The organism is Shewanella inventionis (genome assembly GCF_019931735.1).
Lineage (GTDB): Bacteria > Pseudomonadota > Gammaproteobacteria > Enterobacterales > Shewanellaceae > Shewanella > Shewanella inventionis.
Genome location: NZ_CP082926.1, coordinates 2131969 through 2145236, shown reverse-complemented (window position 1 = coordinate 2145236; position 13268 = coordinate 2131969). Strand labels below are relative to the sequence as shown.

Genomic DNA, 13268 nt, shown 5'->3' with positions numbered 1-13268 from the left:
CTTAATGCTTATTGCGTTACGAGTAAAGCATCTACGGCATCGGCGGCGCGTTCACTGGCATTACATTTAAGCAATTGATGCAGTTGCTCAAAACGGGCATTTAACGGTGCAAAATCTTTATTAAGCTGATCAATTATCGCATCTGCAATAAGTTGAGGTTGGCAATTAGCTTGCATCAACTCAGGCACAATTGTTTCGTTTGCCAATAAATTGGGAAGCGAGTAGTTCTTAATCATCATCATACGAATAGCAATCGCATAGGTGATTGGGCTCACACGATACGAAACCACCATAGGGCGTTTAACTAGCATCGCTTCTAAGGTAGCTGTGCCTGATGCCAATAAAATACAATCTGCTGCTGCCATGACTTCACGCGATTTACCATCAACAAGGTGAATGGCTAAATCTGGAGCAAATTGTTGTAATGCATCGGTAAACTGTTTTCGCCTTGCTTCATTGACAACCGGAGTAACCAGCTTAATGTCTGGGTATGCTTGCTTAACCAACACGGCTGCCTTGATAAAAGGCTCTGCCAGTTGCGCAAGTTCACCACCACGAGAACCAGGTAACACAGCTAGGTATTCTGCTGTTGGGTCGAGGCCTAAATCTAAACGAGCGGCTAATTTGTCGCTTTGCATTGGGATATCGTCGGCTAGCGTGTGGCCAACGAATGTGCAAGGGACCTGATGTTTATCGTAAAAGGCTTTTTCAAACGGCAGTAACGACAACACCATATTTGTGGCTTTGGCAATTTTAAAGATGCGTTTCGGCCGCCATGCCCATACCGAGGGGCTAACATAATGCACAGTTTTAATGCCTTTAGCTTTTAACTTAAGCTCTAGGCCAATATTAAAATCAGGCGCATCAATACCAATAAAACAATCGGGTGCTAATTCAGTTATTTGTTTGATCAAACTTGTACGAATATGAAGTAATCGAGGTAAGCGCGACAGCACTTCCACGAGGCCCATTACGGCTAACTCTTCCATTGAAAATAAGCTTTCAAATCCGAGCGCTTGCATACGTGGGCCACCAATGCCAATAAAACGGGCATCGGGATATCGTTTTTTTAGCGAATTAACTAAACCCGCACCTAAAATATCGCCGGAGATTTCTCCGGCGACAATGGCAAATACTTTTTGAGTACCTTGTGTCATCGTATCTTCTATCGAATAATGCCGCGACCAGGATGATTAATAAACGCCATAAAGGCTTTTACATTTTCATCTTTTTCTGCCATTTCGCTAACTTCAGCATTGGCTTCTTCAATGGTTAAGCTCTTGCGAAACACTGCTTTATACGCATTTAAAATCGCGCGTTGGCTCTCTTTGGTAAAACCACGACGTTTTAAGCCTTCAAGGTTTAAGCCACGCGGCACAGCAGGAGAGCCCGCAGCCATGACAAATGGAGGCACATCTTGCAAAATAAGCGAGGCACCTGCAGTAAAAGCGTGATTACCAATACGCACAAACTGGTGAACACCCGTCATACCGCCAAGAATCACCCAATCACCCACATGAACATGGCCAGCGATTGAGGCATTGTTTGCCATGATCACGTTATTACCCACAACACAATCATGCGCAATATGGACATAAGCCATAAACAAACAATTTGAACCAATGCGTGTTTCGCTGTTGTCTTGGGTAGTTCCGCGGTGAATGGTGACAGACTCACGGATAATATTGTTATCACCGATAATTAAGCGAGTTTGTTCGCCAGCATACTTTTTGTCTTGGCACTCTTCACCGACTGAAGCAAATTGAAAAATGCGATTACCTTTACCAATCACAGTTGGGCCTTTAATGACCACGTGTGAGCTGATCCAGTTATCATCCCCAATTTCAACGTTTTCGCCGATATAAGTCCAAGGGCCAATAGTCACGTTTTGACCAATTTTTGCAGTAGGGTGAACAAACGCTAATTTATCTATCACTTTTTAATCTCTCTACGTGCACACATGATTTCGGCAGAGCAAACTAGCTCACCATCGACCAATGCTTCACCAATAAATACACCAATACCACGGCGCTCTTTAATCATTTTAACGTGGAAATGTAATTGATCGCCTGGCTCAACAACGCGTTTAAAACGCGCTTTATCGATACCAGCAAAATAATACAATACGTCTGGAGACGGCTCTGTGCTCATGGTTTTAAAAGCCAGTAATCCTGTTGCTTGCGCCATAGCTTCTAAAATCAATACACCAGGCATAACAGGTTGCACAGGGAAATGGCCTTGAAAAAAAGGCTCATTGATGGTTACATTTTTAATCGCGTGTAATTGCTCACCTACGGTAAAATCTAAAACACGGTCGATCAACAAAAATGGATATCTATGAGGCAGATACTTAAGGATCTCTTTAATATCCATGGTGTTTAATTGGTTTGACACACTACATTCCTTAATCAAGGCTACACTGGGTTATTCGTCGCCCTTGGCACTTTTTTCGAGTAGTTTAACTCGGTTAAATAGTTCATCTAATTGGCGGAAACGTACAGTATTACGACGCCAAAGCTTGTTTTCCATCGCTATTGTAGCAGATGAATAGACGCCTTTTTCATGAATTGTGCTGGTAACATTAGTACCACCTGAAATATGAACACCATCTGCGATGCTAAGATGCCCAGCAACAGCACAACCACCACCGATAATACAATATTTACCAATTGTCGCACTGCCCGCAATAATAGAACCGCCAGCCATTGCAGTGTTTTGGCCAATCACCACATTATGCGCAATTTGCACTTGGTTATCGATAATCACACCATTGTGTATTTCGGTATGGGATAATGCCCCACGGTCAATACTGGTACATGCACCGATTTCAACATTATTGCCAATCCGTACACCACCCGTTTGGGGTATTTTAATCCAATTACCGCGTTCATTGGCATAACCAAAGCCATCAGAACCAATAACGGTACCAGACTGAACAAGACAGTTTTGCCCCATATGAACGTCATGATAAATCGTTACGTTAGCCCAAAGTCGTGAGCCAGAACCAATAATGGAGTCTTGGCCAATCACACAACCGGGACCAACTTGAACGTTTTCACCTAAAATGACGCCCGCATCAATCACTGCATTTGCACCAATTGCCACACCCTCACCAATAATAGCCGATGGGTCTATTTGCGCAGATGGATGAATACCTAGCGCCTGTTTTGGTGTGGTATCGAGTAACTGAGCCACGCGGGCAAACGCTACGTATGGATCACCTACAATTAGGGCGTTACCTTGATAAAACTCTGCATCTTTTTCACTTAGCAATACCGCGCTAGCTTGAGTCGCCTCAAGCTGTGCACGATATTTACTATTGGCTAAAAAAGAGAGTTGGCCTTGGGCCGCATCTTCAAGGGTAGCGACACTGGTGATTTCCAATGATGCATCACCTTTTATTGTTGCGCCCAGTAATTGGCCTAGCTCTTTTAAAGTCACTTTTTGCATATTACTTATTTGCCTTTGCTTAAGGCTTCAACCACTTTGCCGCTGATGTCAGCTTCTGGCTTAACAAAAATCACCGCACCACGTTGTAGTACTAGGTCATAATTTTCTTTGCCAGCAATAGTGTTAATGGCTTTTTGAACTTGAACTAATAGCTTATTTTGCTCTTCACCTTGACGACGACGCATGTCTTCATCAAGTGCTTTGCCTTTTAATTGGAATTCTGATTTTAACGAATCCATTTTACGTACTAGTTCAGTTTTTTGTGTATCGCTCATCAACGCGCCGTCACGTTGCTGCTTTTCAACCAAAGAACGCATTTCTTCCTGCATTTTTTGAACTTCAGCAACACGATCACCAAACTCAGCTTTTAATGATTTAGAAATTTGCTCGCGCTGCGGCAACTGCTCAAACACTTCACCCATGTCAACCACAGCAATTTTTTCTGCGTGTGCAAGCATAGGCGTAGCGATTAATGCCAATGTTACTAGTGCGCGATTTACCATCTTTTTCAAAGTAGACTCCTATTAAATTTGTTGTTATCAGCAAAACCTGCCGAGTGTATTTGTTTTAGAACGTTTTGCCAATATTGAACGAGAAAATCTCTGTTTCATCGTCTTCATATTCTTTTATCGGCCAGGCTAAACTGAACACCATAGGGCCCATTGGTGATAGCCACTGAACGCTCATACCCCATGACGCACGGATGCGTTCAGGGTCGCTATAATCACTTAACTGCGAAAATTGATCGGCTGGAAGATAACGATAACCATCATAGTCAAATTCGGTATCCCATACGTTACCCGCATCTAAAAAGAAACTGGTACGTACTGAGTTTGTGTAAGCCTCATCTAAAAATGGCGTTGGTACAATCATTTCTAAGCTTGCTGTAGCAATCGCGTTACCACCAATAGAGTTACCTTCGCTAACATAAACCGTGTCTATGTCACCAGGTAAACTACAACCATCACCTGATGGATCAGGTGAACAAGCGGTGCTACCACGATATAGATAGAATGAGCGAGGACCTACTGAGTTAGACTTAAAGCCACGCAAAGAGCTTGAGCCACCTGAATAGTAGTTTTCCCAAAACGGTAAAATTTGATCATTGTCGTTAAACTGACCATAACCGTTTGCATAACCTAACCGCGCACGGGCTAATAATACAAATCCGTGTTGGCGAGTTAGTGGGAAATAATAGTTCGTATCAAAATCTGTTTTAAAATACTGTAAATCAGATCCTGGAACCGTGATTTTACCACTCAAACGCTGAGATGAACCGTCTGTTGGGAACGTACCACGGTTAAGCGTGCTTCTGTACCACCCAGCTGTCAATTCAAAGTTATCAAAACTTAAATCGGCATCTACTTCATCGTTTTCACGGTAAATATTGTAAAAACGTACGGCCTGCTCATATGACGAAATTTCAGAAATCGTGTTATGACGATAACCAATACCACCGTTTAAGCGGTTAGATTCGTTAATTGGGAAACCTGAGTTTAACGCAACACCGTAAGATTTATTCTTGTAGCGTTCAAGGTTAGCCTCGTTGGCATCAAACTCGTTCCAGTAAACACTGCCGCCTAAACTAACACCGTCTTTAGTAAAATAGGGGTCGGTATAAGACACGGTAGCACTTTTAGAATACTTGTTTGTATTGATGCTGATCCCTGCTTGGTTACCTGTACCAAGGAAGTTATTTTGCTCAATACCAAACTGTAAGCTCACGCCAGACTCAGTACCATAGCCCACGCCGGCATTAAACGAGCCAGATGGCTGTTCTTTTACGGTTACGGCCACATCCACCAGATCGTCACTACCTGGTACTTGTATTGTCTCAGTTTCTACCGTTTCAAAATAACCTAAGCGGTTAAGACGCGTTTTAGACTGTTCAATTTGCGCTGAGTTTAACCAAGCGCCTTCCATTTGGCGTAATTCACGGCGCATCACTTCGTCTTTGGTGACAGTGTTGCCCGTAAAGTTAATGGAGCGTACATAAACACGTTTACCTGGCTTAACATTGATGTTTAATACAACTTCTTTGTTTTCATCATCAATTTCAGGGTAAGTTTTCACTTCAGGATAAGCGTAACCAAAACGGCCAAGGTATTTACTGTACATTTCTTCTGTAAATGTCACATCTGCGCCGTTGTACATATTGCCAGCTTTAATCGGCAAAATAGATCTCATTAACTCTTCTCGGCCCATTAAATCACCGACGAGGTTAACTTCTTTAATCTTGTACTTTTCACCTTCTTTAACATTGATTGTGATGTACAAACCTTTACGGTCTGGGGTCATCGCAACCTGAGTTGAAGTCACTTCAAAGCGAATATAGCCTTGGTTGTGATAATAGGTTTTAATGGTTTCAAGATCGGCTTGTAACTTTTGCTTTTGATAGCGACGTTCGCCAAATAAATCCCACCAGGCAACATAGTCTTTAAGCTCAAGCATGCTGATCAGCTCGGAGTCAGAAAACACTGTGTTACCGACAACGTTAATTTGGCGAATTTCTGCCGCTAGGCCTTCTGTAAACTTAAATTTAAGTTCTACTCGGTTACGCGGTAAATTGATAATTTGCGCTTCAACTTTAGCGCCATACTTACCCACGCCGTAATAGAAGTCTTGCAGGCCTTTTTCAATGCCTGACAACATAGTTCTATCTAACGACTCACCCGATTTAACACCAGAGCCATCAAGACTTTCTTGTAACTGTTCGTCTTTAATATCTTTATTACCTTCAAACGAGATAACACTGATCGTTGGACGCTCTTTAACAACAACGTACAGTATGCCATTTTCATGGCTTACGTTGATGCTTTCAAAGTTAGTTGAACCATATAAACTCTTAATGGCTTGCTGTAATTTAACTTCATCTATTGTGTCACCTATTTTCACAGGCAAACTTAATAGCGCTGCACCGAGAGCAACTCGTTGCAAACCTTCTACTTGAATGTCGGTCACTTCAAAAGGTTGGAAAGTTTCTGCCCAACCATTCCCTGAAAAAGACGCGCCGACGAATAACATCGAGGCAAAAATTTTATTAAATCTCATAGAGCACTTCTAATTATTAGTCTGTCCTTGCTCAGAGTCGGGCAAAATCGTTGAATAGGGCGACACCCATCAACATTAGCAGCAGAGCTGCGCCAAACCTGAAACCTATTTCCTGCACCGTTTCGGGTACAGGCTTACCAGTAATCACTTCTACAAAGTAATACAGCAAGTGTCCACCATCAAGCACGGGTAAAGGCATTAAATTAATAATGCCTAAATTAACGCTGATGAGCGCGATAAACCCAAGAAAGTACACTAAACCGTAACTTGCACTGGCGCCAGCACCTTGTGCAATTGATATAGGACCACTTAAGTTTTTCACCGACACATCGCCGGTAAATAATTTTCCAATCATCTTAAAACTGACAACAACCAGCTGCCAGGTTTTATCTGTTGCAGCGATGAAAGAATCTACTATGCCATACTCAAGCTCAAAGCGCATATTGTCAGGCCAAGGCGCTTGTGTAGGGCTTATGCCAACAATTCCAATGGTTTGTCCATCTGCGTTTTGTTGGGCTTTGGGTGTTACATCCACATTAATCATCTGGTTATCTCTGATTAATGTCATGGTTAACGTTTTATTTGCTGACGCTTGTACCACATCAACAAAGGCTTTCCAATCATTGAAAGGTTCGCCGTTAATTGCTGTCAATGTATCACCAACGACAATACCAGCCTGTTCTGCCGCACTATCTGGCGAGACTAAGGCGATGGTTGGATCAATACCAGGGCGATAAATACCTAACCCCAATGACGTAATAGGTGAGGTTTTTTCTGGGTCGAATTTCCAATCGCTGGTGTCTAGAGTTACCGTTTTAGTTGGCATGTCCATACCAGATAATGTCGGTAATGGTGCCAGGGTTAAACTAAGACTGCTGTCACCAATGTGCCCTACTAACGCCAGATTAACTTCTTCCCATGTCCGTACTTTTTGACCCGAAACCGCTAAAATTTGTTGTGGCTCAACCACATTGATAATACCTGCTGGGCTATTTGATTGGGTACTATCAATGACGGGTTTCAATGATGGCGTACCTATCATGTACATGACATACAGCGCCATAATGGCAAAAATAAAATTAGCTATTGGACCTGCTGAAACAATGGCGATACGCTGCCAAACGGTTTTGCGATTAAAAGCCTGGTCAACTAATTCAGCTGGCACGTCTTCAACTCGCTCATCAAGCATTTTAACGTAACCACCTAATGGGATCATTGCCACCACATACTCGGTGCCGTCTTGGCCCATTTTGCGCCAAATGGCTTTACCAAAACCGATAGAGAAACGCTCAACCTTTACGCCACAGCGGCGGGCAACCCAAAAATGGCCGTATTCATGAGCTGTAATTAAAATGCCCAATGCTACGATAAATGAACCTAGGCTCCACAAAAAATCTATCATCATTCCCCTGAATTAATTAAGCGCGTTGATAAACGACTTTGCCGTATTTCGCGCCTGGTTATCAAGCTGTAAAATATCGTCAATACTGGCTAAACGTGTTTGTTGTACCGACGCCAAACAATGATGGTTAACACCAGCAATATCGGTAAAACGGATCTGACCTTTTAAAAAAGCATCGACAGCGATTTCATTGGCTGCATTTAAAACTGTCGTGGCCTCCTGACCTTGTTCACAAGCTTGCATTGCTAAACGCAAACACGGAAAACGATTAAAATCAGGTTCACAAAAGCTTAATTGTCCGACTTTGAAAAAGTCTAAAGGTTCAACACCAGCGTCAATTCTTTGCGGATAGCTCATACAATGAGCAATTGGCGTGCGCATATCCGGGTTTCCCATCTGTGCGATAACAGAGCCATCACGATATTGCACCATAGAATGAATGACACTCTGAGGGTGAATAACCACTTTAAGCTGATTTTTTTGGGTATTAAACAACCAACGAGCTTCTATGAACTCTAAGCCTTTATTCATCATTGTGGCAGAATCAACAGAGATTTTGGGCCCCATTGACCAATTAGGATGTTTACAAGCCTGGGCTGGTGTCATGCCACTTAAGGTGGTTAAATCGGTTTGTAAAAACGGACCGCCTGAACCGGTCAATAAGATATGTGAAATGCCATGTTGGCCAAGGTCGCAGTAGCCAAGTTGCCCCTGAACTTGCACGGGTAAACATTGAAAAATCGCATTATGCTCGCTGTCTACCGGTAATACAGTCGCACCAGAAGCCTTTGCCGTAGCCATAAACAACTCACCAGACATAACTAGAGCTTCTTTATTTGCAAGTAACACGCGCTTACCTGCTTTTACGGCATCAAACGTGGGCACTAACCCAGCTGCACCAACAATGGCCGCCATAACAGTATCGGTTCGGCTATCTGTAACAAGCGCATTAAGCGCCTGTGCACCCGACGTAACCTCAGTAACACAATCAACGGGAAGTAGAGCTTTAAGCTGCATAGCCGCGTGATCATCAACCATATGTGCATATTGCGGTTGATGCTCAATACACAAGGCAAGCATTTTATCAACGCTGGCATGAGCCACTAACCCAAAAACGGTAAATTGGCTAGGGTTGTTTGCTATTACGCTAAGGGTACTTGCCCCTATAGAGCCAGTTGCCCCTAATATCACTATATTTTGCATAGGAATCACATCCCCATGGCAATATAAATAAAGGTAAACACAGGAAATGCAGCGGTTAAGCTATCAATACGATCTAAAATGCCGCCGTGGCCTGGCAAAATGGTACCCGAATCTTTTATGTTTGCAGCGCGTTTAAACATACTTTCAGATAAATCACCAAATGCAGAGGCAAGTGCAGTCACTAACGTCACAACGACAAGTAAACCTAATTCTTGTTCTGGTGCAATATACATCACTCCAGCGACTACCACCATTGTCGTTAACAACCCACCAGCTAAGCCTTCTAAGGTTTTAGCAGGGCTAACGCTAGGCATTAATTTATGTTTGCCAAGTGTACGGCCAGCAAAGTAAGCGCCTGTATCTGTTGCCCACACCACCAACATAACCAAAAACACTAACGCGCCACCGTAATAGGGTTCAACATTATAACTGAGTGACTTAAGTGCAATAAGCGAGGCAAAGCAAGGGACTAATGTCAATTGCCCAAACATGGACTTTAACATTGGACTGGTTTTCCAGTATTTAGCGCTATTAGGGAAGCTCATCACCAATACACTACTCACCAACCACCAAAACACACCAATACTAATTATAGCAAGGTACATGGGGTGCAACTGACCTTTAAACCATAACACATCTACAGGTACTGCTAAGTTAAGCGCAACTAACAAAACACCTAAGGTTGCAGTAAAAGACCACTGAGTCACATTACATTCTGGATCAATAAAACTGCCCCACTCTTTTGCAGCAACTAAAAAAACCGGCACGAGTATCCATGCAAAAAAGTGAGCTGGTAGTAAAAAAATCGCCCCGAGTACAATTGGGATTAACCACAATGCTGTTATTATTCGTTGTTTTAGCAAAAACTAATCCTCTTAATATTCTTATATTGCGCGTATTTGTTCTATTTGACTTCCAGTCAAACCAAAACGGCGCTGCCTACCGGCAAAAATAGCAAGGGCATCGCGAAATGCTTGCTCATCAAAGTCAGGCCACAGGGTGTCAGTAAACACCAACTCGGCATAAGCGGCCTGCCATAAAACAAAATTACTGATGCGGTAATCCCCACCAGTACGGATCATTAAATCAACTTCGCTCTGATTATGCATGCATAAATGTGCATTTAGTGCATCTTCTGTCATCTGACTGCTGTTGATTTCGCCAGTTGCGACCTTTTCGGCTAATTTTTGTGCCGCTTGTAAAATATCCCAACGCCCACCGTAGTTAGCCGCAACATTCAATATCAATCCGGTATTGGCTGCGGTTTTCTCTTGAGCTGTTGCAATCTGCTGCTGTAAACGGGCAGAAAATCGACTGGTATCGCCGATAATATTCAGTTTTACCTGGTTTTTGTCGAGCAATTTAAGCTCACGCTGTAACACAGTAAAAAACAGTTCCATCAATAAACTGACTTCTTTATCTGGTCTGCGCCAATTCTCACTCGAAAACGCGAACAAGGTTAACGATTCAATCCCTAACTGGCTTGCAGTGCTAACAGCACGACGCACCGCTTTAACCCCGGCTTTATGGCCAAACACACGAGCTTTGCCCTGTAATTGCGCCCAGCGACCATTACCATCCATGATAATTGCAACATGCTTAGGTAGAGATTGTTTAACCACATCAGATAATTGTCCCGGCAACAATTGTGAAGCGACTTGCTCCGACTCGTTATTAGGGTCTGATTCAAACTCAACTGTAGACGACATCTACGGCAATCCTTTATAAAAACAAACGCCGTGTAGTATACCCTTACACGGCGTGTTAACTCTAGCGTCTATATTGACAGATTATACTTCCATCAACTCTTTTTCTTTAGCCGCTAAAAGGGTATCGATATTTTTGATGTACGAATCGGTGTGTTTTTGCACTTCTTCTTCACTACGGCGAACATCATCTTCAGTACATTCTTTTGCTTTTTCAAGCTTTTTAACTTCACTGATTGCATCACGACGAACGTTACGGATAGCAACACGGCCGTTTTCTGCTTCGTTTTTAACCACTTTAATGAAGTCTTTACGACGTTCTTCCGTTAACGCAGGTAGCGGGATACGTAGCGTTGCACCGGCAGACATAGGGTTTAAACCTAAATCTGAGCTCATAATGGCTTTTTCAACAGCTTGAACCATAGTGCGATCAAACACAGTAACGGTTAATGTACGAGAGTCTTCAACACCGACGTTGGCAACTTGCTTAAGTGGTGCCATAGAACCGTAATAAGACACCTGAATAGAATCTAATAAACTTGGGTGTGCACGACCAGTACGAACCTTAGCCATTTGATTTTTAGTTGCATCAACGCACTTACCCATGCGCTCTTGCGCATCTAACATAATTGTATCAATCACAATAATTTCCTTTTTGTCTCAAATTCATGTGTGCTTGAGCTTTAGTCTAAGAATGACACAAGCTATGAAACAGCTCAAACAGTTAATTTATTTGGTATCACTATTTTTTATTTCTGTGATTAGGCAGGCTGTTTACTACTAATAACAGTGCCTTCATCTTCACCCATAATCACACGGCGAAGTGCGCCGGGTTTGTTCATATTGAACACTAAAATAGGCATATTATGATCACGCGCCATAGTAAATGCTGCTAAATCCATTACTTTTAATTCTGATTCAAGGACTTCAGCATAGGTCAACGTATCATATTTAACGGCTTCAGGGTCTTTCATTGGATCTGCAGAATACACACCGTCTACTTTTGTTCCTTTGAGAACCACTTCAGCTTCAATTTCGATACCGCGCAAACAGGCCGCAGAATCAGTTGTACAAAATGGGTTACCTGTGCCAGCTGCAAAAATCACGACACGGCCAGACTTTAATAAGCTAATCGCTTCAGCCCAATTATAGTCATCACACACACCTTTAAGCGGTATGGCAGACATAAGGCGAGCATTAACATATGCACGGTGCAAGGCATCACGCATAGCCAAGCCATTCATTACGGTTGCCAGCATCCCCATGTGATCGCCCACCACACGGTTCATGCCTGCTTGTGCAAGGCCTTCACCACGAAACAGATTACCACCACCAATCACCACTCCAACTTGAATGCCGAGTTCAACAAGCTCTTTTACTTCTTGAGCCATACGATCAAGTACTTTGGGGTCGATGCCGAAGCCTTCGTCACCCATTAATGCTTCACCGCTTAATTTAAGCAGAATACGTCTAAATGCTGGTTTTGGGTTGGTGCTCATAATTTTCGTCCTAATTATAACAAGACCGCAGCGATTGCTGCGGTCTTAGGGTACTGAAAGAAAAGCGATTACGCTTTTTTAGTTGCAGCGATTTGTGCAGCGACTTCTGCAGCAAAATCTTCAGATTTCTTCTCGATACCTTCGCCAACTTCTAAACGAATAAAGTTAGACACAGAAGCTTTTTTCTCTTTAAGCACTTCGCCAACAGTTTTCTTTGGTTCCATGATGTAAGCTTGACCAGTAAGAGAGATCTCACCAGTAAACTTCTTCATACGACCAACAACCATCTTCTCAGCGATTTCTTGTGGCTTACCTTCGTTCATGGCGATTTCTACCTGTAGAGCTTGCTCTCTTTCAACAAGTTCAGCTGGTACATCTTCAGGATTTACGAATTCAGGCTTAGAAGCAGCAACGTGCATTGCGATGTGCTTTAACGTTTCTTCGTCAGCTTCACCTGCAACAACAACACCAATACGCTCACCGTGACGGTAAGAAGCAAGGTTAGCACCGTCGATATACTCAACGCGGCGGATATTGATGTTTTCACCAATTTTTGCCACTAATGCAACGCGAGTTTCTTCAAACTGTGCTTTTAAGTCTTCGATAGTTACTTTAGAAGCAGCAGCTACGTCTAGCACTGCGTTAGCGAAACCTAGGAAGTTTGAATCTTTAGCAACGAAGTCAGTTTGACAGTTCACTTCTAAAAGTGCAGCAAAACCTTCACCATTTTTGATAAGGATAGTACCGTCAGCAGCGATGTTACCCGCTTTTTTAGCCGCTTTTGCAGCGCCGCTCTTACGCATGTTATCGATTGCTAATTCGATGTCACCGTTAGTTTCAGTCAGTGCATTCTTACAGTCCATCATGCCAGCGCCAGTGCGGTCACGAAGTTCTTTAACTTGGGCAGCAGTAATTGCCATTGTTAAATCCTCTAATTTAATTCGTCTAATTTTGCAT

13 protein-coding genes are annotated in these 13268 nt (G+C 42.9%); all 13 read right to left on the bottom strand.

The annotated features are described in order from the left end of the window. Positions 1-8 precede the first annotated feature (8 nt). Positions 9-1157, bottom strand: coding sequence for a lipid-A-disaccharide synthase (gene lpxB, locus K8B83_RS09670; protein WP_223419787.1), 1149 nt, complete (start codon positions 1155-1157; stop codon positions 9-11). Between the two features lie 8 nt (positions 1158-1165). Next, positions 1166-1936 carry an acyl-ACP--UDP-N-acetylglucosamine O-acyltransferase gene (gene lpxA / locus K8B83_RS09665; RefSeq protein WP_223419786.1) on the bottom strand — a complete coding sequence of 257 codons (771 nt, stop codon included), beginning with the start codon at positions 1934-1936 and terminating at the stop codon, positions 1166-1168. Continuing rightward, entirely contained in the window at positions 1933-2394 is a 462-nt protein-coding gene (gene fabZ / locus K8B83_RS09660) for a 3-hydroxyacyl-ACP dehydratase FabZ (protein ID WP_188739554.1), read from the bottom strand. Before fabZ ends, lpxA begins: the two co-directional genes overlap by 4 nt. A gap of 30 nt (positions 2395-2424) precedes the next feature. After that, positions 2425-3450, bottom strand: a complete 1026-nt coding sequence (gene lpxD, locus K8B83_RS09655; RefSeq protein ID WP_223419784.1) for a UDP-3-O-(3-hydroxymyristoyl)glucosamine N-acyltransferase — start codon at positions 3448-3450, stop codon at positions 2425-2427. 5 nt (positions 3451-3455) lie between these two features. Then, entirely contained in the window at positions 3456-3953 is a 498-nt protein-coding gene (locus K8B83_RS09650; protein WP_160053907.1) for an OmpH family outer membrane protein, read from the bottom strand. Positions 3954-4017: 64 nt separating this feature from the next. Beyond that, positions 4018-6501, bottom strand: coding sequence for an outer membrane protein assembly factor BamA (bamA, locus tag K8B83_RS09645; RefSeq protein ID WP_223419782.1), 2484 nt, complete (start codon positions 6499-6501; stop codon positions 4018-4020). A 31-nt stretch (positions 6502-6532) separates the two neighbouring features. Beyond that, on the bottom strand, positions 6533-7903 hold the full coding sequence (gene rseP / locus K8B83_RS09640) for a sigma E protease regulator RseP (protein ID WP_223420040.1): 1371 nt from the start codon (positions 7901-7903) through the stop codon (positions 6533-6535). A gap of 12 nt (positions 7904-7915) precedes the next feature. Then, positions 7916-9106 (bottom strand): 1-deoxy-D-xylulose-5-phosphate reductoisomerase, encoded by a 1191-nt coding sequence (ispC, locus tag K8B83_RS09635; RefSeq protein WP_223419781.1) that lies wholly within the window; start codon positions 9104-9106, stop codon positions 7916-7918. A gap of 5 nt (positions 9107-9111) precedes the next feature. Then, a complete protein-coding gene (locus K8B83_RS09630) occupies positions 9112-9969 on the bottom strand; it encodes a phosphatidate cytidylyltransferase (RefSeq protein WP_223419779.1) in 858 nt (285 codons plus the stop codon). A gap of 21 nt (positions 9970-9990) precedes the next feature. Beyond that, positions 9991-10815: a polyprenyl diphosphate synthase gene (uppS, locus tag K8B83_RS09625; protein ID WP_188739559.1), complete on the bottom strand. Its 825-nt coding sequence runs from the start codon at positions 10813-10815 to the stop codon at positions 9991-9993. An 81-nt stretch (positions 10816-10896) separates the two neighbouring features. Then, on the bottom strand, positions 10897-11439 hold the full coding sequence (frr, locus tag K8B83_RS09620; protein ID WP_283104423.1) for a ribosome recycling factor: 543 nt from the start codon (positions 11437-11439) through the stop codon (positions 10897-10899). A 134-nt stretch (positions 11440-11573) separates the two neighbouring features. Then, the gene (gene pyrH, locus K8B83_RS09615; RefSeq protein WP_188739561.1) at positions 11574-12311 is read right to left on the bottom strand and encodes a UMP kinase; all 738 of its coding nucleotides are present in this window, start codon (positions 12309-12311) and stop codon (positions 11574-11576) included. Positions 12312-12379: 68 nt separating this feature from the next. Continuing rightward, on the bottom strand, positions 12380-13231 hold the full coding sequence (gene tsf / locus K8B83_RS09610; RefSeq protein ID WP_188739562.1) for a translation elongation factor Ts: 852 nt from the start codon (positions 13229-13231) through the stop codon (positions 12380-12382). Positions 13232-13268 lie beyond the last annotated feature (37 nt).